The organism is Halovenus marina, assembly GCF_051414115.1.
In the GTDB taxonomy this organism is placed as follows: Archaea; Halobacteriota; Halobacteria; order Halobacteriales; family Haloarculaceae; genus Halovenus; species Halovenus marina.
In genome coordinates this window covers 117349-143194 of record NZ_JBLKNZ010000001.1, presented here as the reverse complement: position 1 = coordinate 143194, position 25846 = coordinate 117349, and the positions used below count along the sequence as shown (strand labels likewise).

Genomic DNA, 25846 nt, shown 5'->3' with positions numbered 1-25846 from the left:
CGGTCCGCTTTGTCCGCGCCTGTGAGTGGTAGATAGACGGGATCGGTTACTCGAACCGGATGAGCGGTTTGATGATCCCGTCCGCTTTCTCGTCCATCATCTCGAACGCCGTTTCGATTTCGTCGAAGTCGAACTCGTGTGTCGTCATCTTCGTTGGATCGACGCGCCCGGTTTCCAGCAGTTTCAACAGCCGTCGGATGCGCAGTCGCCCGCCGGGACACAGGTCTGTCACGATATCGATCTCGGCCATGCCGACACCCCACTCCTCACGTGGGATACGCCGGAACTCCCCTTCGCCGTGGTAGCCGACGTTCGAGACTGTCCCGCCCGGTTTGGTGACTTTGATACAGTCCTGAAAGGTCTCGTCGGCGCCGAGCGCTTCGATAGCGGCGTCGACGCCCTGTCCGTCCGTAAGGTCCATGATTCGCTCGACCGGGTCCACCTCGCCGAAGTCCACGATGTGGTCGGCTCCGTACTCCCGTGCGAGTTCCTGTCGGTGTTTGACAGTCTCGACGGCGATGATCTCACCTGCGCCCTGCAGTGCGGCCCCCTTGGTGGCCATCAGGCCGACGGGGCCTTGTGCGAACACCGCCACCGTCCCGCCCATCGGGATGTTTCCGTTTTCCGCGGCTCTGAATCCCGTACTCATCATGTCAGTCGTGTAGGCGGCCTCGTGTTCTGTGACATCATCCGGGATGTGCGCGAGATTCCCGTCCGCGTCGTTCACGTGGGCGTACTCCGCGAACGTTCCGTCCTTGACGTTTGCGAACTTCCAGCCACCCAGCGCGCCGTTCGATTGAGAGGGGTGTCCGTCCTGTGCAGCCTCGGAGTTCCAGTCCGGCGTTATCGCGCCGACTGCAATTCTATCGCCGGGCTGGAAGTCGCTCACGTCCGCTCCGACTTCCTCGACGACGCCGACGATCTCGTGGCCGAGCGTGAGATTCTCGCGCTCGCCGATCGCTCCGTGTACCGTATGGCAGTCGGACGTACAGATCAGCCCGAGCGTTGGCCGAACGATAGCGTCCGCCGGACCCGCTTCGGGCCGTTCCTTCTCCGCGATACCTGTTTCACCGATACCGTTCATGACGAATGCTTTCATGAGTTCTCACTCGAATTGTCTCGATACATTCAGCCGTCAGATTGCCCCCGCGACTCTTAGTTATGTGTTCCAAAGCGACACTCCGGCGAGGACTGTGTCCCAAGTGGCCTCCGCGCAGTCGCCACCGTGGCGTCTGTGAGAACAATCAAGCGGACGAACAATCCTCGGTCGGTTCCACGCTGATTTGGGCGAATAAGTGAATTCTACTGTGAGGTAAGACCCATCTTCGATGATCTGTCGCACTGTACTCGTGTTCCAGTCTTCCCGCCGCGCGATGCAACTGCAAAGAAACCCGTCATTTCCAGATATACGCCCTCAATACTCAAGTTTCCTCTGTCAGACTCCCTGTCTATGAATTCTCGAGTCGAAAGAGCCGTTTTCCACCAGGACGGAACGCTGTGGCTGGAACTCGTTTTAGGGCAGTTCCTTCGACGGGACAGTACCGGCGACGAGCGTATCGACCCAGATCGGAGCCAGGCGATACTGGGGGCGCTTGCCGATACAGATGGGCGAGCGATCATCGCGGCGACAGCACAGCAGCCCCGGTCTGTTTCCGATATCGTCGACGAGTGTGAAATCCCCATCGCGACAGTCTATCGCAAGGTCAACCACCTCGTCGAGATAGGCTTGCTCGAAGAGCGGATTCAGATCCAGTCGACGGGGCGAAACAAACGCCTGTTCACTCTGCGTGTGGCGGGTATCCGGGCCGAAATCACCGAGGACGGTGACGCGGCGCTTTCCTTCGTAGTACAGCAGTCTCCGGACGGGACCCCCAGTCAGCTATCGACGGACGGCGGAAGAGACACCGATGCGGAGACACAGCATCTCAAGGAACTGTTCGTCAGCGTGACCGGCACTGGCGAGTGCGTGGAGACACAGGACGGGACCGACCAGTCACGCCATCTCGACGCGAGTGCGGACGAGTCGGTTTCGAGATACATCACCGACATCGCGAAAGCGGACGGTCTGGGGGAGACGCTCCCAGATCTCGGTGAGGAAGAATAGGTGCGTGCCGTGTCGCCGTGGCCGATGTGTTTATCTCGCCGCGCCTGTCTGCGAATAGTTCTTCTCATCCAGTGATAACTCTCAGCGGCTCTTTTACTCAGTTCAGCCATACACTCACATGGGACAACATGGCGACACAATACAACCCCTTCGAGGACGTAGAACGGTTCTTCGACAGAATGGGCGACCAGTTCGAGGAGATGGCAGGCGACTGGGACGGCGGCGACCAGGTCGACCGACTGACGGCCGCTTTCGAACCGATGGCTGTTGACATCGTCGAACAGGACGAACAGTTCATCCTGACCGCTGATCTGCCCGGATTCGAGCGCGACGACATCGAGGTTCGACTCACCGACGATAGACTCCACATCGAGGCGAACCGCGAAGAGGAGACGGAGGAAGAGGAGGAGACCGGTCGCCGCATTCGCCGGGAGCGCCATCACCGGTCGATGAAGCGCTCGATTCGCCTTCCGTCGTCGATCGATTCGGAGAACACTGAGGCACGCATGAATCGCGGCGTGCTCACGGTCACGCTCCCGAAGCAAAGTTCCGGGTCGGGACACCACATCGAGATCAAGTAGCGACGACGCAGGCGACGTACAGACGGGACAGTCACGACCGGTAAGCATCGATTAGTGACGTAACTGAACGATTAGTTATATATCTTCACGAGCGAGTCTGCGTATGCCGTCTCACACGCGAACCCGACAGTTGCTCACAGTTGTACTCGTGACGATACTCGCCGCCAGTCTCGTTCCGGGCACCGCCGTCGCTCAGTCTGGCATCGGTGGAACGACAACGGTCGAGAGCGGAGAGACCGTCTCGGAGATCAGCGGCGTCTACGGAACGGTCGTCATCGAAGGAACCGTCACCGGCGACGTCTCCGGGCTTGCCGGTGACATCGTCGTCAGAGAGGGCGGGGTGATCGAGGGGGACCTCGAAGCTGCTGCGGGTACCATTCAGATCAGCGGAACCGTCATGGGGGACGTTTCGACTGGGACGGGATCGATTTCGGTCACGGAAACTGGCGTCGTCGAGGGGAACTTCGACGTCGGAGCGGGTTCGGTTCGCATCGACGGTCGGATCGACGGCGACGCGACCATCGGTGCCGACACGATTCGGCTCGGCGACGAGGCCGCAATCGCTGGCTCGCTCACCTACGACGGCGACCTGCGTGGCAATCGAGACGCCGTGGCTGGCGACATTACCCGCGACCGCTCGCTCGGCTTCGGTCTCTTCACCGACATTCAGCCGTTCGCGTCGTGGCTGTTTACGATCAGCACGTTCATCTTCAATCTCGGGTTCGGCGCGCTGTTGCTCGGCCTGTTCCCGCGCTTTTCCGACCGCATCGCAGACCGCACCGCGGCGGAACCGGTCAAGTCCGGCCTCGTCGGGCTTGGTACGCTGCTCGGGATCCCCGTGTTGCTCGTCGCGCTCGCGATAACGGTGATCGGTATCCCGCTCTCGCTGCTCGGTCTCGCCGTGTTTCTGGTAGTGATCTGGATCGGGTTGATCTATGGCCGCTTCGCCATCGGCGTCTGGGTACTCTCGCGGTTCGACATCGACAATCGGTGGGCTGGTCTCGTCGTCGGACTGCTGCTCGCTGTCGTTCTGTGGGAGGTCCCGCTTGTCGGCGGCCCGCTCAATTTCGTCATCTTCCTGCTCGGACTCGGCGCGTTCGTGCTGGCGCTCGGGAGTCGCCGTCGCCGGATCGATTCGACGGGGGGATCGACTAGTGAGTCGATCTGAGAGAACGGACCGTTCGAATGAGTCCGAACATGGCCCACCACCTCCCGTTAATATCGGAATGGTAGTGGGTTTCCTCGCTCTCACGTTCGGCATCTCGTGGAGTGGTGTGACGCTACTCCGTCTCTTCGATGTCGATCTTGGAAGCGGTGCCGGGCAAGGAATTGGTACTGTTGTCTTCATGTGGGCACCTGCCATCGCGGCAATCGCAGTTCTCCGTTTCCATCGACGATCGATTCGAGACGGATGTGGCCTCTACCTGGGACGTATCCGGTGGATTGTTCTCGCCTGGGTCGCACCGGTGGGACTGACTGCCGTGATGGTTGGCGTCGGCCTCGCGCTCCCTGACACTGCGTTTACGACCGATTATTCGGCGTTCTTGCTCGAACTTGGTCTGACCGAGGCAGACGCTTCCGAGGCGATCGTTGATCTCGAAGCAACTGGCGTGCCGCTGGTCGTTCTTCTCGGCGGGTTTGGACTCGTCCTCGGTGGAACGCTCTTTGCCCTCGCTGCGCTTGGCGAAGAACTCGGCTGGCGGGGCCTACTGCTTTCGGAACTGGCGCCGCTGGGATTCTGGAAGGTGTCGCTAGTGACGGGCCTCGTCTGGGGCATCTGGCACGCCCCACTCATCCTTCTTGGACTCCAGTTCCCGGACGAACCAGTCATCGGGATAGTCCTGCTAACGACTGCGACAGTGGCTCTGTCACCGATATACACCTACCTGACCGTCCGGGCCCGGTCGGTCCTCGGTGCGACATTTTTTCACGGGTCATTCATCCTCGGGGTATTCACGTCGGTGTACCTCGCGGACGAGAGTGAACTTGTGATTTCATCGTTTGGGGTCGTCGGAATCGTGGCCGCTGTCGTTGGTATTGCAGCGTGTGTGGCACACGACCGGCTCCGTGCAGACGAGCAAATCACCACAGGCGAGCCGCTTCGTCCGTGGTCCAGGTAGATCCGGCGATGACCGGATTTGCGAGTCCGAACTCGACAGACGACGTTGGATTCGGCATGTCGGCGTCGCACCGACGATGTACCGCTCTGAGTGTGTGTCTCCGCCAGTTCGGTTCTATGTTCCTCACTGAATCAAGCTATCTGTGGGAGCCGCCAATCGTTCGAGTCGGTCGGCGTAGGTAGGATGCGTCGAAAACAGACGTAACAGCTGCGAGACCTGCGTTTGATCGACCGTCGTCGTCTCCTCCAGCGTTGCCAACAGTGTACGAACGGCCTCGACAGATGTGCGCCTGGCCGCAATAGTGTCGGCACGGTATTCCAGCCGCCGCATCACCCAGTAGGAGACGATGCGTTCGAGAAGGATAGCCATCACCAGCCCCAGCATCGACAGCGGGACGAGCGTCTCGAACAGTGTCGTCAGTATCGCTGCGCTCACTCCGAGGACAGCTAAACTGGCACCGCCCCTGATTAGCACGTGACGTTCGTGGTGATGGGTGGCCTCGTGGGCAACCAGCGCGGCGATCTGGTCGGGCAGTAACTCCGACAGAGCGAATTCACTGACACCGACGACATCACGGAACGGGCCACCAATAGCGTAGCCGTTAATTGGTCCGTCTCTGCTGTTAGTGACGACAAGCACTTCACACCCGAACTCCGGAATCTGGTCGAGAGATTCCGCTTCGACAGCCATCGGTACACGCGTTGTGTAGTGGTAAACCGCAAATACCGGTGAAATTGCGACAGTGAGCGCGAGGAGTACGACGACACCCCAAATCCAGAGTCGAAACGGTGCCAGCAGGATCAATACTGTCGCTATGAACCACGCGGCTAGTGAGACGATAATGGCCAGCCAACTGCGAGTTGTCGCCGCGACAGCTGAGATATCTCCGCCTTGCGGAAACCACGACGCCTCCCCCAGTTCAAGTAGCTGCGAGCTCACGACCCACTGATGAACCGCAGCGGCGAAAATCGTGAAAACTAACACCGCCATCAGGAGGGCGAGTGTCGCCATGAGAGACGTGCTATCTATTCAACTCGCTATCACTTAAGACCGCTGTCTTTCACAAACACGATCTCGTCAACGGCCGGACTCGCGCTCAGTCGCGATGTAGGCCCCGACATAACCACCGAGGGCGCTGAGTGTCATGGTCCAGACAAGAGCGAGAATGAGACCGAACAGCAGGACGAGTACGAATCCACCGGGAATTCCGAGCCCTCCACCAAACATCGAGCCGGTGAACAGAAATCCGCCAAACAGGACGATCAAGAGGAGAAACGGAATAGTCGCGATGAGTCCGGATATCGCGCCGACTCTGAGCCCGTCACCGGGGTCGCCCCGCTGGAGATAGCCAGCGACGCCACCTCCCAGAACGGGGGACACGGTCGTAAACGATAGCACCACTGTGACGACAGCCCCGATAGCTGCATTCAGAAGTGTGTCTCCTTCAGCCATGTTGATACATATTCCCGGGACTGACAAAACGTTGCTGTCGGCTCCCGTCGGTGTGACCAGCCACTCGACCGGGTGAAGGTATATTGTCAATCGACACGAACTGTTGAATATGGAGGCACACGAACCAGTCCAATCCGTTCTCGAACAGATGCACCACAGCGCAAACGTCAAATCAGTGTTCGGCGAACCGATCGAAGCGAACGGCAAGACGATACTGCCCGTCGCGAAGATCAGCTACGGATTCGGCGGCGGATACGGCTCTGAGGGCGGTGCTGATATGGATGGCGACGAATCGGCAGGTAGCGATGGTGGCGGGATGGGCGGTGGACTCTCGGCCAAACCCGCTGGAGTCGTCGAGATCTCGGACGACGAAACGCGGTTTATCCCGTTTGCGAACAGAAAGAAACTCGTCGCTGTGGCGCTCGTATTCGCCCTGATCGGCTACCTCCTCGGCAGGAAGGCGTGAGCGGTGTTCTGCCGAGTGTGACTTCTTCGGTCGCCACTGCTCCGTTCGTCCTCTGAATTCAAATCCTTGCGACCATTTGCTGCTCACGTGTTGTTCGCAGCAAAATGGGCCCGGGCGGATTTGAACCACCGCATACCCGGTTATGAGCCGGGGGCTCTTACCGGACTGAGCTACGGGCCCGCGTCGTCTGCTACCCGATCGTCGAACTAAATACTATCGCATCGACACCCGACACGGAAGTCTTTTGGACGAACCGCCCCTATCTGGTTGTACTAATGGGAATCGGCGGATCGGACATGTACCGACAGCAGATCCTCGATCACTACAAGAACCCCCGCAATTACGGGGAGATCGAGGAGCCGACGTTCACCCACGTCGGCGAGAACCCGATGTGCGGTGACACCATCGAGATGGACGTCGTGCTCGACGACGACGAGGAGACCATCGAACGCGTCGCCTTCCGCGGCGACGGCTGTGCAATTTCACAGGCCTCTGCCTCGATGCTCTCCGAACGACTGCAGGGCATGGCTGTCGACGAGTTACGAGAGATGGACCGGGACGACATCACGGAGATGCTCGGCGTCGAGATCTCGGCGATGCGGATCAAGTGTGCTGTCCTTGCCGAGAAAGTCGCACAGGACGGCCTCGAAATCTACTTCGGCGAGAAGGATCTCGACCAGACGACAACCGAAGAGTAGACCGTTTTGCGGTCGGTTGTTGCGGAGCAGTCGCGGTTTGCTGACCACGGAGCATCCGCGCCGCAGGCGCGGTTCACCGGTCACGACCGCAGGGAGTGACCGGCCAGTTTTATACTAAATTTTGCGACTGAGTGGTTCGCTCAAAGAGCGAACCCGAAGGAGTAAAATTTAGGCGAAGGCGATAGGCGTCCCGGGCGTGTCTTCGCTTTCCTTGACTTTCTCCAGAGCGTCTTGGAAGTCCTGCATCCGGATCGTGGTGCGGTCGTCGCGGATGGCGAACATCCCGGACTCGGTCGCGAGCGAGGCGATTTCGGCACCCGAAAAGCCCTCGGTGTCGCTGGCGAGCGAGACCAGATCGACGCTGTCGTCGAGATTCATCCCCTCGGTGTGGATTTCGAGGATGCGCTGGCGGCCGTCCCAGTCGGGTTCGGGCACTTCGATGAGGCGGTCGAAGCGGCCGGGGCGCAAGATAGCGCGGTCGAGCATGTCGAAACGGTTCGTCGCGGCGATGATGCGCACCTCGCCGCGGTCGTCGAAGCCGTCCATCTCCGAGAGGAGTTGCATCATCGTCCGCTGGACTTCAGCGTCGCCGGAGGTTTTCGACTCGGTTCGCTTGGCCGCGATAGCGTCGATTTCGTCGATGAAGATCACGGCGGGCTGGCGCTCGCTCGCAAGCTGGAACAGATCCCGAACCAGGCGCGCGCCTTCGCCGATGAACTTCTGGACGAGTTCCGAGCCAGCCATCTTGATGAACGTGGCGTCGGTCTCGTTGGCGACGGCCTTCGCGAGCATCGTCTTGCCCGTGCCCGGCGGACCGTGCAAGAGTACGCCGGACGGCGGTTCGATGCCGACCTCTGCGAACCGTTCCGTGTCGAGCAGGGGCTGTTCGACCGCCTCACGAACTTCCCGGATCTGGTCAGTGAGTCCCCCGATGTCGTCGTAGGTCACGTCCGGGCTGGCGTCGATTTCCATCGCTTGCGCCCGTGCGTCGGTCTCGGGTTCGAGGATCGTCTGGATGCTAAATGAGTCGTTGATCGCAACGCGGTCACCGGCTTCCAGATCCTCGCGAAGCCGTGGCGAGACTTCGGTCAGGACCTCCTGATTGTTGCCGTGCTGTTTGATGACGACGCCGTCGTCGAGCAACTCCTCGGCGGTGGCGACGTACAGCGACGAAGACTTCAGCGTCTCGTTTTCCCGTTTGAGCGAATCAACCTGTTCGGAGAGGTCGCGCTTTCGCTCGCGGGCGTCATCGAGTTGGTTCTGTAGCGTTTCGTGAACGTCCAGGACGTCGAAATAGTGTTCCCGAAGCGCCTCCAGTTGCTCGTCTTCCGGCAGATCCGGGTCGAGATCAAGTCGTGGGCGGTCGGGAAGTGAGGGACTGCGAGACATCGCGTTAGACTATCTTATAGCGTGGGGAATATAGACTCTTTGGGAGAGAGACGATACTGGTTCCTGAACCTACTGAAGCTGTTCGAACTCGTCGAGATACTCGCCGTAGACGTTCAGGGCCTTCTCGATTGGGTCACTCGTCGTCATGTCGACACCCGCGGCGTCGAGCAGTTCGAGCGGATAGCCATGGGACCCGCTCTGGAGGAATTCGCGGTAGCGGTCTGCGGCCGCCTCCTCTTCCTGAATCGCCTCGACGAGCGCGACGGCCGCGGAGATGCCAGTCGAGTACTGGTAGACGTAGAAGGCACGGTAGAAGTGGGGGATCCGCATCCACTCGCGGGCGATGCGGTCGTCGAGAACTGCTGGCTCGTAGTAGTCGCCTTTGAGTTCCCGGTAGAGGTCGTCGAGTCGGTCTGCGGTCAGCGCCTCGCCGGAGGCGGACAGTTCGTGTGCGCGCTGTTCGAACTCCGCGAACATCGTCTGTCGGTACAGCGTCGACCGGAACCGTTCGAGGTACTCGTTGAGGACGTGTCGACGCAGTCGCTCGTCCTCGACGGTGTCGAGCAGGTGATGGGTCAGCAGCGTCTCGTTGACCGTCGAGGCGATTTCGGCGATGAAGATGGTGTAATCGGCGTAGACGTACGGTTGGGCGTCGCTTGCGAGTTCCGAATGCATCGAGTGACCGAGTTCGTGTGCGAGTGTGAACATCGACTCCACGTCGTCCTGATAGTTCAGCAGGATATACGGCTGTGAGTCGTACGTGCCGCTACTGTACGCGCCGGACTGTTTGCCTTCGGTTTCGTAGACGTCCACCCAGCGTGAATCCAGCCCCTCGGCGAGTCGTGACTGGTAGGCCTCGCCCAGCGGTGCGACCGCTTCGGTGACGTACTCCCGTGCCTCGTCGTAGGGAACGTCCGGACTCTCCTCTTCGACCAGCGGGACGTACAGGTCCCACATGCGCAGGTCGTCGCCGTCGATTCGGTCCCGTTTCAGGTTCGCGTGCTGGTGGAGGTAGTCGAGGTTGTCCCGCACCGTCTCGACGAGGGTATCGTACACCTCGACGGGGATGTTTGGGCCATGCATGCTCGCCTCGCGGGCGCTGTCGTAGTTGCGTGCGGCGGCGAGTTTCTCGTCGGTCTTGACGCTGTTCTGGTAGGCCGTTCCGACCGCGTTGCGGACAGTCTCCCACTCGTCGTAGAACTCCTCGTAGACGGTCTGTCGGAACGCCCGATTCGGGTGTTTCTGCAGTGTGGTGAAGTTCGCCAGTGTGATTTCCCGAGCATCGCCGTCGGGATGCTCGACGACGGGAAACTCCATATCCGCGTTCGCAAGCATGTTGTAGATCTCGCCGCTCGCGCCGGTCACCTCGCCCAGTTCCGCGAGTAGATTCTCGACTTCCGCCGAGCGGGTGTGGGGTTTCATCCGGAGGATGTCGTCGAAGTAGTGCTCGTAGACCGCGAGTTCCGGTTCGGCATCGATCAGATCCGCGACATCGGGTTCGGTGAGTTCCTGCAGCTCTGGCTCGATGAAACTCGCCGCGCTCCGGGCCTCAGAGACGAGCGACCGGGCCCGTGTCGACATCGCCTGTGTCTCGCTCTCGCGGGTGTCCTCGTCCTTGCGCATCCGCGCGTACGCCGAGACGTCCGCAACCGACCGCATCAGGTCCTCGTAGGTTTCGAGTAGAGCGAGCAACGTCTCGGCGTCCTCCGTAGCCTGCCCCTCGAACGCACTGATCTCGGGTATCTGTGCTTTGGTCTCCTCGAAGGCCTCTTCCCACTCCTCGTCGGTCGCAAACAGCGACTCCAGATCCCACTTGTACTCCACTGCAATCTCCGTGCGCTCGGATACCGAACTCATTACGTGGCCTTTGACTGCTCGCTACGTAAGCCTTCTCTCAGAAGTTGGGTCTGGCTGTGAAACGGACAGCGGCTGAGAGAAGACACACCAGGAAAGCCCCACCTGTTCGAGTCGGGGGGCTCACTGTCGTTGGAGAGTACAACGCTCTCTCGTGACTGAGCGAAGCTTCGATCGCTACGGCTTCGCCCAACATGTTGGGCAAAGTCTGAACCCAACAGTCAGCTACCCATCCAGTATGGGACGCAACGATACGCTTTCAGTCGAACGCCCAGCAACCGAGACAAATCTGCGTCGTTATTTGTTCGGATTGGTTCCGACGGCACTCGGAGTGGCCACCAGGGGTTCTTAGATGTCGCCGTTGAATAGTCAAAGCGGGATGAACCGACCACCGTGGCTCGCAGAGTCAGCCTATCCGTTCGATTCACGGTACTTCGAATCGGATGACGGGCGTCTGCACTACGTGGATGAAGGAACGGGCCACCCGATTGTCCTGGTACACGGGACACCAACGTGGTCGTTTCTCTACCGGAACCTCATCACCCCGCTGTCACGGGACTACCGGGTGATCGCAGTGGATCACCTCGGGTTTGGGCTCTCGGAGACACCGACCGACGCGGGGTATACCCCGAAGGACCACGCCGACCGGCTCACCAGTTTTATCGACTCGCTGGACCTGGGGCAGTTCACGCTCGGAGTACACGATTTTGGCGGGCCAATCGGGATGTCCTACGCGATCAACAAACCCGAAACTGTGTCTCGTCTCGTGGTATTCAACACGTGGTTGTGGTCACTGAAGGATAGTATCACTATCAGAGCAACGTCGCGACTGATGCGTGGCTGGCTCGGTCGACTCTTTTACTGTCGATACAACGGCTCACCTCGGTTTCTGCTGAAATACATGTGGGGTGATGAGTCGCCCCTCACCGACGAGATACACCAGCACTATACGGCTCCATTCCCGTCTGCGGAGGATCGTGTTCCGCTCTGGGTCCTCGCGCGGGAGTTGATCGGTTCCTCGGGCTGGTACGAGTCGCTGTGGCAGCGACGTTCACAGATCGCGCAAAAACCTGCTCTCGTCGCATGGGGTCTCAAAGATCCGTCGTTCGGTGAATCGTATCTCGACAGATGGGAATCAGCGCTGTCCAACGAAACGGTTCATCGACTTCCGGAGACCGGTCACTTCGTGCCCGATGAAGCCGCAGACCGCGTCGTACCGCGACTGCGGGAGTTTCTCGCAGAATCGTAACCGAAACCCGGTTCTTGTTCCATTCGGAGTACTCTGTCAGAGAAGGTCACCGAGCGCGTAGACGGTGCTGTGGCCGGTGACTTCGACGTCCACGACGTCCCCCAACCCGACGCCCTCGCGCTCTGCGTCGGGGATTGCAATCTGCCGATAGGCCCGGTCGTAGCCGACCATCGACTCGTCGGTACCGTCCTCGACTATCAGCACCTCCCGTTCTGTGCCGACCATCGACTCGTGGGCCTCAGCGACGATATCCATCTTCACGTCGACCATCTCGCTGGAGCGTTCCTTCTTGAGCGTGCCGCCGAGTCCCTTCATGTCGGCGGCGTCGGTGCCGGGCCGCTTCGAGAAACGGGTGACGTTGACCTTCTCCGGCCGGGTCTCGCGGAGGAGCGCAAGCGACTGCTCGTGGTCGCGGTCAGTTTCGGTCGGAAAGCCGACGATGAAATCTGTCGAGAGCGTCCACTCCTCCAGCGCCGCGTCGAAGGTTTCGACGACGTCGACGTACTCGGAGACGGTGTGCTGGCGGCGCATCTCCGCGAGCACGTCGTCGCTGCCCGACTGCACCGGGATGTGCAGGAAGTTGTAGAGTTTGTCGTGGCTGGCGAAGACCTCTGCGAGTTCCTCGCGGATGCCGTAGACGCCCTTCGGATTGGCCATCCCGACGCGCACCTGAAACTCGCCGTCGACCTCCTCGCAGATGCGTTCGAGCAGTCGGTGGAGTTTCCGCTCGCCGTCGTCCATCCCGTAGACGCCGGTGTCCTGTCCGGTGATACGGATTTCCTTCGCGCCTGCGTGGACGAGCGCGCGGGCCTTCTCGACGTTTTCCTCGATGGGGGGTGAGTCGATTTTGCCGGTGGCCCGTTTCGTGATGCAGTACGAGCAGTCGCTCGTACAGCCCCTGGCGATTGGCAGGATGCCGACGACGCCGTCGAGTACTGGCTCGGCGTCGGGCGTGGGCGTTGGGCACTCCCCGTTGCGGACGTGCTCGGGCACGTCGTCCCAGTGGAGTACCTCTGCGTCGATGTCGGCCGCCTCGAACTGCTCGCCCTGTGCGAGTGCCATACAGCCAGTAACGACGAGGTCGGCGGGCGTCTCCTCGTCGAGTTCCTTCGCCCGACGGAGCATGTTGTGTTCGGTCTTCTCGACGACCGTACAGGTGTTGAGAATGGCTACATCGGCCCGTTCGGGCGTCTCGACGGGATGGTGGCCGCCCTCGCGGAGCGCCCGCTCGATCTGTCGGCTCTCACCCCGGTTCGAGGTACACCCGTACGTCTCGATGTGATACCGGGCCATCTACCTCATCTGTGTCTCGGGCGAACTAAAGGCCGACGCTTTTGCGCATTCGGGGGGTCGCGCCTGAGAGAACCGCACTACCGCTCGCGATACTCGTCGAGAATCTGATCGCCACTGGACGCGCCGATTCGCTCGGCCCCGGCGTCGAACAGTTCCTTGGCGAACGACCACGAGCGGATGCCGCCGCTGGCTTTGACCGGGAGATACTCGCTCAGGAGTCGGACGTCTTCGGCAGTCGCGCCGCCGTCGCTGAAGCCAGTCGCAGTTTTGAGATACGCCGCGTCGGCCTCGACTGCGATCTCCCCGATTCGGTGGAGCTGGTCGTCAGTGAGCAGCGGCGCTTCGACGATGACCTTGACCGGGACGGGAACGGCGGCGACGACTTCCGTGAGTTCCTCCCGAACCACGTGGTCGGTTCCGGCGCGAAGCTGTCCGACGTTACAGACCACGTCGAGTTCCGCCGCGCCGTCCTGCCACGCATTAGTCGCCTCGGCACATTTCGTCTCTGACGAGTGCTGGCCGTGGGGAAAGCCAACGACCGTCGTCACCGCCAACTCGGGTGCATACGAATCGGCCCGGTCGACGTAACACGGCGGCACACAGGCGCGCATCCCGTACGCCTCGGCGGTGTCGAGGACGGTCTGTACGTCGTCCCACGTCGTCGTCGGCCCCAGAACGGTGTGCTCGATGCGCGACGCGATGTCGTTCATACCGGCATCAGGCGGGCCAGTCGTATAGCTGTGCCGCCGAAGTTCGCCCGCAGCCGACTGACTCTGGTTCGTCGCGCAGACGGACGCGAACGGCGATTTCGAGGGCACTCGACCGGAAGGGTTTTGATGCGAGCCGCGCCACTGAGGCGATATGGTGGAACCGTTCGGTGGGTTCGAGATACCGGTGATACATCTCGCGACCGTACTCGTCGTCTCCGGTATCATCGGGGTTATGCTGTATGCGATCAGTCCGCCCGTCACGCAACGAACCGTCGTCGGCTTCGTCCCCTGGATGGTCTCGGGGTCCGCACTACACGTCTTCTATCAGCTCGGGGAGCGATTCGGGGACGTGTACCCCGAGCCGCTCGCGCCGCTGTTTTCCGCACCGACAGTGTATCTGACGACGTTCGCCTCGATGGCGCTCATCTGGCTGGTCTGTGTGATGGTGCTCCCGCGTTCCGACCACGGTGACAGAGTCGCCCGATATCTGCTCATCACTGGCAGCGGGACTGCGCTCGCGCTCATCGGCCTGCTCGTCTGGCAGGGAATGACGTCGGACGTGCTTGACTTTCAGCCCGTCCTGCCGGTACTCGCCCTGCTCGCGTCGCTCGTCGTGACCTTCGTCGTCTACATGCTCGTCGGTGCCTGGCGAACGTATATCATCGCTGAAGCGCGCTACGTCGGGGCACTGGCTCTCTTTGCCCACCTGTTCGACGCCATCACGACTGCAGTCGGCGTCGACCTGCTCGGGGCGAGTGAGCGGTCGGCGATCCCTCGCCGGATTCTCGAATTCGCCGCGGGTCTCCCGACCGAAGCGACGCTCGGATCCGGTTGGCTGTTCGTGCTGGTCAAACTCGCCGTCGCAATCCTCATCGTCATCGCCTTCGCGGATTACGTCAGCGACGAACCGACCGAGGGGAACCTGCTCTTTGCGCTTATCATCGCCGTCGGCCTCGGCCCTGCGGTCAACAACTTCTTCCTATTTGCTCTCAGCGTCGGTGCGGAGGTTCCCGACTATGCGGCTATCTAAGCGACGCATTCCCTCGCGGAATGGCCACCAGTTCGACTGGGAGCGACGCCCGATGACGACGTTTTAGTGTGGGTCGGTCGAAGTCGTTTCCATGGGAAAGCAACCGCATCTACTCGTCTCCGAGGGTGACCTGGCCGATATCGCGCTCGTGCCGGGCGACCCCGGCCGCGTCGACCGCATCGCGAGTCAGTGTACCGACGCCGAAACCGTCGCGCAGAACCGCGAGTACAAACTCGTCAACGCCACCTACGAGGGACGAGAGATTACGATCTGTTCGACGGGGATCGGCGCGCCGTCAGCAGCCATCGCGGCCGAGGAGCTGGCGGCGGTTGGCGTCGAGACGCTGGTCCGCGTCGGCACCTGCGGGGCACTCCAGTCCGGCATCGCCATCGGTGATATGATCGTCGCAACTGGTGCGGCCAAGGACGAGGGCACGACGAAGCGCTATGAGTCCGAGACGGTTCCGGCCGTCCCCGACTACGAGGTGCTGTCGACGCTCGCGGACGTCGCGACCGAAAACGAAGACCGGGTACACGTCGGCCCCCTCGCCACCGACGACGCCTTCTACGCCGAAACCGACGAGTACGTCACCGACTGGGAACAGGCAGGGCTGCTCGCGGTCGAGATGGAAGCCGCCGCGCTCTTCTCGCTCGCTCGCCGCAAGGGGCTCTCCGCCGGTGCGATCTGTACCGTCGACGGCAACCTCGTCGAGGGGACACAGAAAGGGGAGACCGACGACGAGGAACTGCCCGAACAGGCCCACCGAAACGTCGAACGGGCGATCACCATCGCGCTCGACGCCGCGACCCGACTGTAGCTATCGACCAGAACCGCTCAGGTCGGCAGTTCAGCAGTCTCTTCCTCGTCACCGTCCCCCTCGAATCGGGGGTGGTCGTCGAACCGTCGGAGCATCGCCAGCCGGAAGTACAGCGTCCAGAACGCGGCAAGGAAAACGGTAACGGCCAGTATCGGCCCGTTTCCCACAATCTCGAATTCCGAGACCAGATACGTCCCAGAGAGGACAGCACCGACATTATAGACGAAGACGATACCGTCGTGTTTCGTAACTGAGAGCCGACCGGCAAGCCCCGTCGATTCACTCATACCCGAACTGTCGGGGCCGACACAAAGTATCTTGTCCTCGCTGGAGTCGAAGGATACGCCCGATTTGAACACAGCGGATGAATGAGGGAACTAATCCAAGAGGAGGTCTTGAATACAAAATCTTTTCAAGACGCGAGCCGTACGAGCGGACACCACCAGGTGATCGTTTGTGCCAAAGATGGAAACAGCCGCGTTCGAGACCGATCTCAGCCTATTCAAGTACGACAATCTCGAACAGCTTCCGCCGGCGTACCGTGACCTCGACGAAGACGAGCGCACCGAGCGAATCGAGGCGGCGCTCGCGGAACTGGGCGACGACGTCGTCGTGCTCGGTCACAACTACCAGCGCCGCGAAATCGTCGAACACGCCGACTTCATCGGTGACTCCTACCAGCTCTCGAAGGAGGCCGCAAACGCCGACGCCGACTACGTCATCTTCGGCGGCGTGACGTTCATGGCCGAGTCCGCCGACATCATCACCGACGACGACCAGACGGTCATCCTCCCGAGCATGGAGGCGTCCTGCCCGATGGCGGGCATGGCCGAGGCGCTCCAGGTCGACGCCGCGTGGGCCGAACTCACCGCCGAAACCGACGAGCGGATCATCCCGATCACCTACATGAACTCGTACGCGGACCTGAAGGCTTTCTGTGCCGAGCAGGGCGGGCTGGTCTGTACCTCCTCGAACGCCCACAAGGCCTTCGAGTACGCCTTCGAGCACGGCGACAAGGTGCTCTTCTTGCCCGACAAACATCTCGGCGAGAACACCGCACACCGTCTTGGCATGGCCGAGGAAACCGCCGAGTGGGACCCGTGGGACCCAGAGAGCGACGCCGAGACCGCCGCCGACCACGACATCATCCTCTGGGAGGGGTACTGTCAGGTCCACGAGCGCTTCCGGGTCGAACACATCGAACAGATCCGCGAGAAACACCCGGACGCGAACGTCGTCGTCCACCCCGAGTGTCGCCGCGAAGTCGTCGAGGCCGCCGACGTGACCGGCAGCACCTCGACCATCTGCGAGACCATCGAGAACGCAGACCCCGGCGAGACGTGGGCCATCGGCACCGAAATCCATCTCACCAACCACCTCTCGCGGTGGCACCCCGAGGTGAACGTCCTCCCGCTGTGTGGGGACGCCTGTATGGACTGCAACGCGATGCGACAGATCGACCCCAACTACCTGACGTGGGTGCTCGAAGAACTCACCGAGGGCCGGGAGCGAAACGTCATCGAGGTCGCGCCCGAGGAGAAAGAACTCGCACAGGTCGCCCTCGACCGGATGCTAGAGATCTGAACCCGCTGGAGCAAACAGAGAATGACACAGAGACCGCAGCAGACGGACGTACTGGTCGTCGGTGCTGGCATCGCTGGGCTGTCAGCAGCGCTTGCCGCAGACCGCGCTGGCGCTGACGTGACTGTGGCGACGAAAGCCGAACGCCCGGAGGATGCCTCCACGTGGTGGGCACAGGGCGGCATCGCCGTCACCCGCGACGACCCCGAGCAGTTCAAATCGGACGTCCTCGAAGCCTCCGCAGACACCGCAGACCCCGACGCAGTGGACGTGCTCGTCGAGAACGCAAACGACGTCGTCCGGGACGTGCTCGTCGAGACTGTCGGCATCGAGTTCGACACGAACGGCTCCGAGTACGCCTACGGGCGGGAGGCGGCCCACGACGAGGCCCGGATCCTCCACGTGAACGCCGAAACTGGCAAGCACGTTCACGTCCCCTTCCTGAACTACGTCGCCGACGAGACCGACGTACGGATACTGGAAGACACCGCCGCGCTCGAACTCCTTCGCCACGAGGGCGACGTGTACGGAGCGATCCTCGAACACGACGGGGAGTGGGGGCCGACCTTCGCCGGATCGACCGTACTCGCGACCGGCGGGATCGGCGCGCTCTACCCCCGCTCGACCAACCCCGACGACGCGACCGGCGACGGCATCGCGATGGCCGCACTCGCTGGCGCAGACGTCAAGGACATGGAGTTCATCCAGTTTCATCCCACCGCCTGTCACACCGACGCGGGCACCTTCCTTATCAGCGAGGCCGTCCGCGGCGAGGGCGGCCTGCTGCGCAACGCCGACGGCGAGCGATTCATGCCCAAGTACCACGAGGACGCCGAACTCGCGCCGCGGGATGTCGTCGCGCGCGCAGTCCGAGCGGAGCGCGACCGGACGGGAAATGTCACACTTGACGTCTCGAATCTCGACTTCGCCGCAGAGTTTCCCGACCTCGCCGACAAGTGCGACCAGCACGGCGTGGACTGGGAGACGGGCATTCCAATTGCGCCCGCACAGCACTTTCTCTGTGGCGGCGTCAGCGTCGACGACCGCGGCCGAACCTCCCTGTCGCGGCTATACGCCGTCGGGGAGTGTTCCCGCACCGGCGTCCACGGTGCGAACCGCCTCGCCAGCACCTCCCTGCTCGAAGGGCTTGTCTGGGGCCAGCGAGCGGGCGAAGACGCCGTCGGCAACGCAGTCACCGAAATCGAACCACCCGAGTTGCTCCAGCGGGACCCACCGCTTCCCGACACGTTCGCCGCGGAGAAGTTCCAGCGACTGCGCCGGGTGATGGACGAGCAGGTCGGCATCGAGCGCACCACGGAGGGGCTGCAGCGCGCACAGAGCGTGCTCCGCCGACTCAAAGGCGAGGTCGACGCCTACACCCGCACGCGGACGTCGCGCTCGCTGTACGAACTTCGGTCCGCAGCCATCGTCGCCTTGCTCGTCACGCGTGCCGCGGCCGAAAACGACCAGTCGATCGGCTGTCACTACCTGGTCGACGCGGAGACGCCGACTGCGGGGTCTGACTGACGATGCCGGTCACCGACCGACAGGTCGAACGCTGGCTACACGAGGACCTTGGCCATCACGACGTGACCAATCAGGTGCCCGGAGAGACGGAGGGGCGACTCGTCGCACGTGAGTCCGGAACCGCCGCTGGGCTCGACGCGGCGAGTGCAGTCTTCTCGTATCTCGACGTGGGCGTCTCCCGCTCCGTCGACGACGGCGACCAGATCGATGCTGGCGACGTGGTTCTGTCGGTGTCCGGGTCCGCCCGGGACGTGCTACGGGGAGAACGCGTCGCGGTCAATATCGCCGGGCACGCCTCGGGAGTCGCCACCCGAACCCGCGAGGCCGTCGACGCCGCACGCGAGGTCTCTGACTCGGTGCGAATCGCTGGCACCCGAAAGACCACCCCCGGTCTCCGCGGCGTCGAGAAGCGGGCTATCGCGGCGGGCGGCGGCGACACTCACCGACTCGACCTCTCGCATATGGTGATGGTCAAGGACAACCACATCGCCGAGATGGGCATGGACGGCGCGATCGATCACTTCCGGGAACGCGTCTCCTTCGCGACGAAAATCGAGGTCGAAGTCGAGCGACCCGAGGACGGCAAGCGCGCGGCCGAGGCAGGGGCCGACATCGTCATGTTCGACAACTGCTCGCCCGCAGAGGTCGAGCGCGGCGTCGACTCGCTCCCAGAGTGCACACTTTCGGAAGCGAGCGGCGGCATCACGCTCGCGGACGTGCCCGACTACGCTGCGGCTGGCGTCGACGTCATCTCGATGGGGTCGCTGACACACTCCGCGCAGTCACTCGATTTCTCATTTCGGACGGGGTGACTGGTCTCACGACGAGTCGCTCGACGAGGGCGGCGGTCCCGCACCGCTCTCGATAGGTGACTCCCACAGCAGGATTGCGACCGACCCGACCACGAGGACGCCGCCCGCAACCGAGAGCGCTACGAGCGGCGACACGGCGTCCGAGAGGACGCCACTTCCGATCTGGAAGGGAGTGACGGTCAGCGCGCTCACCATCGCGAGCGCACTCAGGACAGTCGCTCGACCGAGGGTCTCGATGCGGTCGTTCACGTACTGGCCCGCGAGCACCCGGGTCGGTTCGACGGCGGCCCAGCCGACAAACAGCGCGGCGAGCGCGACCCAGTGGACGAAATACATCGCGACGAGCAACGAACCGACGAGAAGCGGCGTCCCGACGAACCACCCGCGAAGGCCGACCCGATCACGGATCGCGTCGATCCGATAGCTGACCCCCGCGGAGGCGAGATTGATCGCCGCGTAGTACACGCCCAGAAGCGCCTCGACGTTGTCTGGGGCGACTCGGAGGGAGACGTCACCAGCCCGGATCGGAACCGGCACCGCGATTGCGAGATCGGGGTCCAGTCCGGTCACGACGGACTCGAACACCGGCTGAAGGAAGATAAAGACGAGATACGTGACCGCCGAAAACAGCACGTAGTAGTACAGAATGAACGAACGAAGGCGGCGCTGGCCGAGTGCGGTTGTGACGACAGTCCAGGCGTCGCGGAGTCCCATCTCGCTCGATCCGCTTTCCTCGTAGGTCTCCGGTTCGTCGAGCGTGACGAGGACGAGCAGTCCGAGCCCCGTGAACAACGCGGCCGCGAGAAACGGATAGGCGAGGTCGAGACCGCCGAGATAGCCGCCGACGAGCGAGGCGACGATACCGACTGCTAACGTGACCGACTGGCCACGACCCCGGACGCGAGCGAACTCCTCGGTCGCAGAGACGTCCGTGAGCGTCTCGTAGACCCAGGCGTCCTCCGTTCCGGAACGGAAGTTGTAGCCGAGCGACCACGAGATAAAGAGGACGGCAAAGACAGGAAAGGACTGCGCGAACGCGAGTGCGACCAGCGTGGCCGTGATGAGTCCCGTGCCGACGAGAAGGCTGTTCCGACGGCCGATCCGGTCACCGACGTAGCCGGTCGGAATCTCACCGAGCACTGTCGTCACGTTGTACAGCGCTTCGAGGACGACGACGTGAGTGAACGAGAGGCCGTGCGAGAGGATGTAGAGGTACATGATCGGCCGATAGAACTCGACTGCCTCCGTGGCTTTGAACAGATAGTACTTGAAGACAGCACGAGACACCGTCATCGTCGGGTGCGACTCTCTCGTAATGGGTAAGTGATCCGAAACCCGGTGGTTTCACCGCTTGTCTCGCTCGATTTCCCACGAGCGGGTCCAAATACCGCTTGTGCTGGGAGCGAGAGTCCTGCTCTCTGAGAACAACGAAAACTGCTATTTCGCTGCCCGTTCATGGGCCAGGTGATGGAAACGGAGAAATCCCCGCCAGACGACGAGGGTTCGGTACTGTATCTCGAATCTGACGAGATCGACCCGATGGAGACGTTCTGTACGGAGGTGTTCGACGAGGCGAACGACGGGGCGTATCGGGTCGTGCAGTTGACCGCGACGGAGTCGTTCGAGTCACTGAGCGACGCGCTGAACACACAACTGGAACACATTCGCGACCCGTCGGAGGCGGCCGTCATCATCACGACGCCACAGACAGAAGACGAATCTACGACGACCGAAGTCGGGGCGGGGACGCCGCTGTACGGGTTCCGGGTGAGTCCACAGGACCTGACTGGCATCTCCGTGGCGTTCTCGCGTCTCGTCGACGACTGGGAGGAGACGGAAGGATCGATCAAGATCTGTCTGCGAGACATCGAGTCGCTGCTTCCCTACCACGACCCGGATCTTGTCTATCGGTTCCTGAATACGGTCCTGGCGACGCTGCAGGGGAGCGGGGCCGACGTTCACGCGCACTTCCGACCCGCTGCGACCGACGAACGGACGCTCCGGTTGATCGCGTCCCTGTTCGATCACGTGGTCGATACAGACGAGTCGACGCTCGCGTCAGTGGCGGAATCGTCGTCAGATGGCAACCGTGAGACAGCAGATCAGACTGACTCCACGACGGACACACAGACCGACGAGACAGGCGACAGCGCCGCGGCGGCTGAAGGTAGCAGGAGCGCGACGACGAGATCGACGACTTTCTCGCAGACCAGGGGTACGGAGTCCTCGCGTTTGGCGGTTCGCCCCCGTATGCGATTCCGATGTCGTACGGCTACGACCCGGAAGAGTGCGTCCTGTACAGCCACATGTCCACGTTCGAGGGGAGCGAAAAGCAGGCCCGGTTCGAGGAGTCGGCAGACATGTCGATGGTCGTCGTGCGATACGAGCGCCCCGACCGCTGGCAAAGCGTCGTGGTCGAGGGGACGCTGTCCCGGCTATCCGACGACGACGTTCGTGAACGGAACGTCCTCGATGCGTTCACCAGTAGCGAACTCGCATCCGTCGACGTATTCACGCGGGATCTCTCTGAAGTCTCGTTCGACTGGTTCGCGCTGACGCCGACGGCGCTGAGCGGTCGACAGAGCAGGAGATAATCCAATTCAGGCGAAGGTGTCGTAGGTCGGCTGCTCGTGGTCGCCGGGGAACGAATCGACTGGGACGGACACCTGCTCGCCACTGTCCATGTCCTTGAGCGTGATTTCGTCGTTTTCCAGGTCCTGTTCGCCAACGATGACGACTGTCTCGGCGTTGATCGAGTCGGCGTAGTCCAGTTGCGCGCCGAAACTCCGCCCGGAGACGTCCGATTCCACGACGTGCCCGCGCTCGCGGAGTTCGCGGGCGATGTCCGCGGCGACATCACGTGTGTCCCCGACCTGCAGGACGTAGTAATCGGTCGTCAGCGACTCGTCGGGCCAGACGCCCGCCCGTTGACAGAGCAGGGAGAGCGTGGCGTACCCGGGCGCGAACCCGACTGCTGGCGTCGGTTGCCCACCGAAGCCCTCGATCAGGTCGTCGTATCGCCCGCCGCCGAAGACCGCACGCGAGACCTCCCCGGTCGAGTCGAAACACTCGAAGACGACGCCGGTGTAGTAATCCAGCCCGCGAGCGGTCGTCAGCGAGAGCGTACAGTACTCCCGGACGCCGAAATCCGCCGTCGTGTCGAGGACGGCCTGCAAATTCTCGACGGCGGCTTCGACCCGGTCAGTCCCGGCGAAGGCGACCAGTTCGTCGAGGTCGTCCTCGGCGGTTTCGAGCAGGTCGTCGAACTCGGAGACCTGCGCGTCGGTCAGTCCCGCCTCGCGGAGCAGGGTGGCGTACTCGTCGGGATCGACCTTCTCGCGCTTGTCGACTGCGCGGATCGCATCGCGCGTGTCTATCGTTCCTTCGAAGGAATCGAGCAACCCGCCGAGGATATCCCGATGAGAGACCCTGAAGTCGAAGTCAGCATCGGTCAACCCCAGTTCCGTCAGCGCGTCCGCGGCGACGGCGAGGATTTCGGCGTCTGCCGTCGGGTCGCTGGAGCCGAAGATATCCACGTTGGTCTGATAGAACTCACGGAAGCGGCCCTGCTGGACCTGCTCGTACCGCCAGAACGGCCGTGTCGAGACCCACTTGATCGGCTTGGACAGTTCCTGCTGTCTGGCGACGACCATCCGCGCCGCCGTCGGCGTCAACTCCGGCGTGAGTGCGACGTCGCGGCCGCCCTTGTCCTCGAAGGCATACAACTCCTCCAGAATCTCCTCGCCGCTCTTGTCGGCGTACATCTCGGCGGGTTCGAGCGCGGGCGTCGCTATTTCCCGGAAGCCGTACCGCTCGGCGGCCCCCTCGACAGTGTCCATGACCTCCCGCCGGGCGCTCATCTCCGCCGGGTAGAAGTCGCGAAATCCCTTGATGCGGTCGTACATGTCCCCGGATTCGGGGAGGGGGCGCTTGAACCCTTCCCTCCGGGGCAGACGTGTGACTCGTCGGTAGTGATGGCACTTGCCCGTCCAGTACTTATTACAGACGGGCAGTCAAAGTGTGCCGTATGGCAGCGTCCGACACAGATCGGGACGTCGGGACCAACATCGAGGGAGAGCGACCCGACGTCGAACCGACCGTCGAAACAGACGACGCGACCATCACCGACGATTCCGAACTCGAACGGACGCTCGGATTGACGGGTGGACTCGCCATCGGCATCGGGACGATGATCGGCGCGGGCATTTTCGTCTTTCCCGGACTGGCCGCGGGCGACGCTGGCCCCGCGGCAGCGGTCTCGTTTGCCATCGGCGGCGTCATCGCGTTGCTCGTTGCACTGCCGACTTCAGAACTCGCGACGGCGATGCCGAAAAGCGGCGGCGGCTACTACTTCATCTCCCGTGGGTTGGGGACACTTCCGGGCGCAGTCGTCGGCCTCTCGCTGTGGTTCGGTCTCGTCTTTGCGACGGCGTTCTATCTGGTCGGCTTTGGCTACTACGCGGTCGATGCGCTCGCCGAACTCGGTATCGAAGTGAGCGAACAAGTCGTCATCCCGGTCGCGCTCGTCGCTGGCGGTGGGTTCACCGTACTCAATCTCACGGGAACGGAAAACGCCGCCAGACTCCAGAACGGTGTCGTCGCGCTGTTGCTCTCGATTCTCGTCGTCTTTCTGGGCTTTGGCGTGCTCGATTCCGTTGGGCTGGTCGGCGAGCCGACCGCTCCGGAGCAGTTCGCGCCGTTCGGGTACGTCCCGGTTCTCTCGGTCGCCGCGCTCGTTTTCACCTCCTATCTCGGCTTCGCGCAGGTCGCGACGGTCGCTGGCGAGATGAAACAGCCGGGGCGAAATCTCCCGCTCGCGATGGTCGGGTCGGTGCTCATCGTGACGGTGCTCTACGTGGCGACTATCTTCGTCGCGACGAGTTCCTTCGGCGCGAATCGGCTGGCGCGCGAGGGCGAGACGGCGATGGTCGCTGTCGGTCGGGACCTGCTCGGCCCGGCGGGTGCCTTCGCCATCGTCTTCGGCGGCCTGCTCGCGACCATGTCCAGCGCCAACGCGTCGATTCTCAGCACCTCCCGTGCGATCTACGCGGTCGGAAAGGACGCCATCCTCCCGGGCTGGACGAGTCGGATCAACCTCACGTACGGCACGCCACACGTCGCACTCGGGCTTGCCGGTGGGCCGATACTCGTGCTGACCGCGACCGGACAGGTCGAAATTCTCGCAGAAGTCGCCTCCTTCCTGCACCTGATCATGTACGGGCTGATGTGTGTCGCGCTCCTCGCACTCAGGCGAGACGAACCGGAGTGGTACAACCCCGACTTCCGGGTGCCGGGCTACCCCGTCGTCCCAATTTTGGGCGCGCTGGCGAGTTTCGCGCTCATCCTGTTTATGGATCTCGCCTCACAGCTTATTGGGCTCGGGATCATGGTCGCGACGGCCTGCTGGTACTACTATTACGCTCGGGACGTTAGACTCAAGGGGGCCCTCTAATGACGCACGTGCTCGTTCCGGTCGCGGTGCTCGACGGCGAGACAGTGTCGAGTGGACTCATCGATCTGCTGGGAACCGTCAACGTCACCGTCCTCGGCTATCACGTGCTCCCCGAGCAGACACCGCCAGACCAGGCGCGCGCCCAGTTCGAGGAGCGAGCGACGAGCGCGCTCGAAGACATCGCCGAGGAGTTCCGGGCCGCGGGCGGTGACGCCTATCACCGACTCGTGTTCACCGGCGACCGCCGCCAGACGATCGACCGCGTCGCAGCCGAAATCGGGGTCGACGCCTACGCCGTCACGGGCGCGACCGGCGCGGTCGATAGGCTGCTCGTTCCACTGTCGGGTTCTGTCGCCGTCTCGCGGATACTGGCCTTCGTCGAGTCGCTCGTTGGCGGCCGACCGATCGGAGTGACGCTGCTGGCTGCGGGTTCCGTCCCCGAGTCACGACTTGACGAATCAGCGGCGACGTTGCGCGAGGCTGATATCGAGACGGAGACACGGATGGCCGCAGGCGACCCCTTCGACGCACTCGTCGAGGCGATTCCTGGTCACGACGCGGTCGTGATGGGCGAAGCCGCCCCCTCACTGGCGTCGCTTTTGTTCGGCGAGGAAAGCGAGCGCGTCGCCGCTGCGACGGTCGGACCCGTGCTGGTCGTCCGTCGGGAGTCCGCAGAGGAAGTATCGGAGTCCGAGGCAGAGACCCAGTGAC

General features: G+C 62.4%; 25 protein-coding genes, 1 tRNA gene and 1 pseudogene. 16 read left to right on the top strand and 11 right to left on the bottom strand.

Annotated features, from left to right (window positions below; genetic code table 11):
- Positions 1–46: 46 nt before the first annotated feature.
- Positions 47–1099: an NAD(P)-dependent alcohol dehydrogenase gene (locus ACMGFL_RS00780; protein ID WP_436933620.1), complete on the bottom strand. Its 1053-nt coding sequence runs from the start codon at positions 1097–1099 to the stop codon at positions 47–49.
- Positions 1100–1450: 351 nt separating this feature from the next.
- Between ACMGFL_RS00780 and ACMGFL_RS00775 the strand changes: the two genes are divergently transcribed.
- The 4 genes from ACMGFL_RS00775 (at position 1451) to ACMGFL_RS00760 (ending at position 4805) form a co-directional block, all read left to right on the top strand.
- Entirely contained in the window at positions 1451–2104 is a 654-nt protein-coding gene (locus tag ACMGFL_RS00775) for a helix-turn-helix domain-containing protein (RefSeq protein WP_436933619.1), read from the top strand.
- A gap of 128 nt (positions 2105–2232) precedes the next feature.
- Complete coding sequence (locus tag ACMGFL_RS00770) at positions 2233–2685, top strand: Hsp20/alpha crystallin family protein (RefSeq protein WP_436933618.1); 453 nt, start codon at positions 2233–2235, stop codon at positions 2683–2685.
- A 103-nt stretch (positions 2686–2788) separates the two neighbouring features.
- Positions 2789–3853, top strand: a complete 1065-nt coding sequence (locus ACMGFL_RS00765; protein WP_436933617.1) for a bactofilin family protein — start codon at positions 2789–2791, stop codon at positions 3851–3853.
- Between the two features lie 64 nt (positions 3854–3917).
- Positions 3918–4805 carry a CPBP family intramembrane glutamic endopeptidase gene (locus ACMGFL_RS00760; RefSeq protein ID WP_436933616.1) on the top strand — a complete coding sequence of 296 codons (888 nt, stop codon included), beginning with the start codon at positions 3918–3920 and terminating at the stop codon, positions 4803–4805.
- Between the two features lie 123 nt (positions 4806–4928).
- Here the strand turns inward: ACMGFL_RS00760 and ACMGFL_RS00755 are convergent, their stop codons facing one another.
- Together ACMGFL_RS00755 and ACMGFL_RS00750 are read right to left on the bottom strand one after the other, a co-directional pair.
- On the bottom strand, positions 4929–5816 hold the full coding sequence (locus ACMGFL_RS00755; protein WP_436933615.1) for a M48 family metalloprotease: 888 nt from the start codon (positions 5814–5816) through the stop codon (positions 4929–4931).
- 66 nt (positions 5817–5882) lie between these two features.
- Positions 5883–6257, bottom strand: coding sequence for a DUF5518 domain-containing protein (locus ACMGFL_RS00750; protein WP_436933614.1), 375 nt, complete (start codon positions 6255–6257; stop codon positions 5883–5885).
- 109 nt (positions 6258–6366) lie between these two features.
- On the opposite strand from ACMGFL_RS00750, the gene ACMGFL_RS00745 reads away from it, so the two are divergent.
- A complete protein-coding gene (locus tag ACMGFL_RS00745) occupies positions 6367–6723 on the top strand; it encodes a spore germination protein GerW family protein (RefSeq protein WP_436933613.1) in 357 nt (118 codons plus the stop codon).
- Between the two features lie 105 nt (positions 6724–6828).
- Here ACMGFL_RS00745 and ACMGFL_RS00740 read toward each other — a convergent pair.
- Positions 6829–6903 (bottom strand) — tRNA-Ile (locus ACMGFL_RS00740).
- A 95-nt stretch (positions 6904–6998) separates the two neighbouring features.
- Here ACMGFL_RS00740 and sufU point away from each other — a divergent pair.
- Positions 6999–7421 carry a Fe-S cluster assembly sulfur transfer protein SufU gene (sufU, locus tag ACMGFL_RS00735; protein ID WP_436933612.1) on the top strand — a complete coding sequence of 141 codons (423 nt, stop codon included), beginning with the start codon at positions 6999–7001 and terminating at the stop codon, positions 7419–7421.
- A gap of 168 nt (positions 7422–7589) precedes the next feature.
- Here sufU and pan2 read toward each other — a convergent pair whose 3' ends face one another.
- Together pan2 and pepF are read right to left on the bottom strand one after the other, a co-directional pair.
- Positions 7590–8810, bottom strand: coding sequence for a proteasome-activating nucleotidase Pan2 (gene pan2, locus ACMGFL_RS00730; protein WP_436933611.1), 1221 nt, complete (start codon positions 8808–8810; stop codon positions 7590–7592).
- A 69-nt stretch (positions 8811–8879) separates the two neighbouring features.
- A complete protein-coding gene (gene pepF, locus ACMGFL_RS00725) occupies positions 8880–10667 on the bottom strand; it encodes an oligoendopeptidase F (protein ID WP_436933610.1) in 1788 nt (595 codons plus the stop codon).
- A 376-nt stretch (positions 10668–11043) separates the two neighbouring features.
- On the opposite strand from pepF, the gene ACMGFL_RS00720 reads away from it, so the two are divergent.
- Entirely contained in the window at positions 11044–11913 is an 870-nt protein-coding gene (locus tag ACMGFL_RS00720) for an alpha/beta fold hydrolase (protein WP_436933609.1), read from the top strand.
- A gap of 36 nt (positions 11914–11949) precedes the next feature.
- On the opposite strand, the gene ACMGFL_RS00715 is transcribed toward ACMGFL_RS00720, so the two are convergent.
- Positions 11950–13206: a tRNA (N(6)-L-threonylcarbamoyladenosine(37)-C(2))-methylthiotransferase gene (locus tag ACMGFL_RS00715; RefSeq protein ID WP_436933608.1), complete on the bottom strand. Its 1257-nt coding sequence runs from the start codon at positions 13204–13206 to the stop codon at positions 11950–11952.
- Between the two features lie 77 nt (positions 13207–13283).
- Entirely contained in the window at positions 13284–13916 is a 633-nt protein-coding gene (gene deoC / locus ACMGFL_RS00710; protein WP_436933607.1) for a deoxyribose-phosphate aldolase, read from the bottom strand.
- Between the two features lie 151 nt (positions 13917–14067).
- On the opposite strand from deoC, the gene ACMGFL_RS00705 reads away from it, so the two are divergent.
- Together ACMGFL_RS00705 and ACMGFL_RS00700 are read left to right on the top strand one after the other, a co-directional pair.
- Complete coding sequence (locus ACMGFL_RS00705) at positions 14068–14946, top strand: DUF63 family protein (protein ID WP_436933606.1); 879 nt, start codon at positions 14068–14070, stop codon at positions 14944–14946.
- A gap of 91 nt (positions 14947–15037) precedes the next feature.
- Positions 15038–15763, top strand: a complete 726-nt coding sequence (locus tag ACMGFL_RS00700) for a nucleoside phosphorylase (protein WP_436933605.1) — start codon at positions 15038–15040, stop codon at positions 15761–15763.
- A 17-nt stretch (positions 15764–15780) separates the two neighbouring features.
- Here ACMGFL_RS00700 and ACMGFL_RS00695 read toward each other — a convergent pair whose 3' ends face one another.
- Positions 15781–16050: a DUF8074 family membrane protein gene (locus ACMGFL_RS00695; protein ID WP_436933604.1), complete on the bottom strand. Its 270-nt coding sequence runs from the start codon at positions 16048–16050 to the stop codon at positions 15781–15783.
- A 178-nt stretch (positions 16051–16228) separates the two neighbouring features.
- Here ACMGFL_RS00695 and nadA point away from each other — a divergent pair, with 178 nt between their 5' ends.
- The 3 genes from nadA to nadC are packed head-to-tail and all read left to right on the top strand — an operon-like array spanning position 16229 to position 19683.
- Positions 16229–17347, top strand: coding sequence for a quinolinate synthase NadA (gene nadA / locus ACMGFL_RS00690; RefSeq protein ID WP_436933603.1), 1119 nt, complete (start codon positions 16229–16231; stop codon positions 17345–17347).
- Between the two features lie 21 nt (positions 17348–17368).
- Entirely contained in the window at positions 17369–18871 is a 1503-nt protein-coding gene (locus ACMGFL_RS00685) for an L-aspartate oxidase (protein ID WP_436933602.1), read from the top strand.
- 2 nt (positions 18872–18873) lie between these two features.
- Positions 18874–19683, top strand: a complete 810-nt coding sequence (gene nadC, locus ACMGFL_RS00680) for a carboxylating nicotinate-nucleotide diphosphorylase (protein WP_436933601.1) — start codon at positions 18874–18876, stop codon at positions 19681–19683.
- 6 nt (positions 19684–19689) lie between these two features.
- Here the strand turns inward: nadC and ACMGFL_RS00675 are convergent, their stop codons facing one another.
- On the bottom strand, positions 19690–20976 hold the full coding sequence (locus ACMGFL_RS00675; protein ID WP_436933600.1) for an MFS transporter: 1287 nt from the start codon (positions 20974–20976) through the stop codon (positions 19690–19692).
- Positions 20977–21138: 162 nt separating this feature from the next.
- On the opposite strand from ACMGFL_RS00675, the pseudogene ACMGFL_RS00670 reads away from it, so the two are divergent.
- Positions 21139–21708 (top strand): annotated as a pseudogene (locus ACMGFL_RS00670) (DUF7504 family protein); the annotation flags it as partial.
- A gap of 164 nt (positions 21709–21872) precedes the next feature.
- Positions 21873–22277 (top strand): pyridoxamine 5'-phosphate oxidase family protein, encoded by a 405-nt coding sequence (locus ACMGFL_RS00665; RefSeq protein ID WP_436936401.1) that lies wholly within the window; start codon positions 21873–21875, stop codon positions 22275–22277.
- 6 nt (positions 22278–22283) lie between these two features.
- Here the strand turns inward: ACMGFL_RS00665 and hisS are convergent, their stop codons facing one another.
- Positions 22284–23588, bottom strand: a complete 1305-nt coding sequence (gene hisS, locus ACMGFL_RS00660; protein WP_436933599.1) for a histidine--tRNA ligase — start codon at positions 23586–23588, stop codon at positions 22284–22286.
- A 122-nt stretch (positions 23589–23710) separates the two neighbouring features.
- Here hisS and ACMGFL_RS00655 point away from each other — a divergent pair, with 122 nt between their 5' ends.
- Positions 23711–25135, top strand: a complete 1425-nt coding sequence (locus ACMGFL_RS00655) for an APC family permease (RefSeq protein ID WP_436933598.1) — start codon at positions 23711–23713, stop codon at positions 25133–25135.
- Positions 25135–25845, top strand: coding sequence for a universal stress protein (locus ACMGFL_RS00650; RefSeq protein WP_436933597.1), 711 nt, complete (start codon positions 25135–25137; stop codon positions 25843–25845). The genes ACMGFL_RS00655 and ACMGFL_RS00650 overlap by 1 nt, the downstream gene beginning before the upstream one ends.
- Position 25846 lies beyond the last annotated feature (1 nt).